Origin of the sequence: Rhodococcus sp. A14, from assembly GCF_011603105.1 — a bacterium.
Lineage (GTDB): Bacteria > Actinomycetota > Actinomycetes > Mycobacteriales > Mycobacteriaceae > Rhodococcus_F > Rhodococcus_F opacus.
The window spans coordinates 1-462 of record NZ_JAAOQS010000322.1 but is presented as its reverse complement, the minus strand read 5'-3'; the positions used below and the strand labels follow the sequence as shown (position 1 = coordinate 462).

The following is a 462-nucleotide window of genomic DNA, read 5'->3' as shown; positions in this document are numbered from 1 at the left end:
AAATCGAGCACGAGCACATCGCGCACCTGGCAGTCGATCTGCCGGTTCCCGTAGGCTTCTGGCGCAGCGTGGGGCATTCGTACAACGGGTTCTTCATGGAGGGCTTTCTCAACGAGGTGGCGGCCGCGGCCAAGCTTGACCCGTTGGCGATGCGGCGTAACTTGCTGAAGGACCATCCGCGCGAGCTGAAGGTGCTGGACACGGCAGCGCAGGCCGCCGGCTGGGGGCAGCCGCTGGCACCAGCCGCTGACGGCGCACCGCGTGCGCGCGGCATTGCGCTGCACCCGAGCTTCGGCTCCGTGGTCGCGCAGGTGGTGGAGGTGTCGATGAAAGACGGCAAGCCACGCGTGCATCGCGTTGTGTGCGCAGTCGATTGCGGCACGGTGGTCAACCCGGGCATCGTTGCGCAGCAGATGGAAAGCGCGGTCATCTTTGGCCTGACGGCGGCGCTGTATGGCCGGA

General features: G+C 66.7%; 1 protein-coding gene. It reads left to right on the top strand.

The window, feature by feature from the left end:
• Positions 1-462 (top strand): molybdopterin cofactor-binding domain-containing protein (locus tag G9373_RS45660; RefSeq protein WP_167121410.1); only part of this gene is annotated, 462 nt, incomplete at both ends.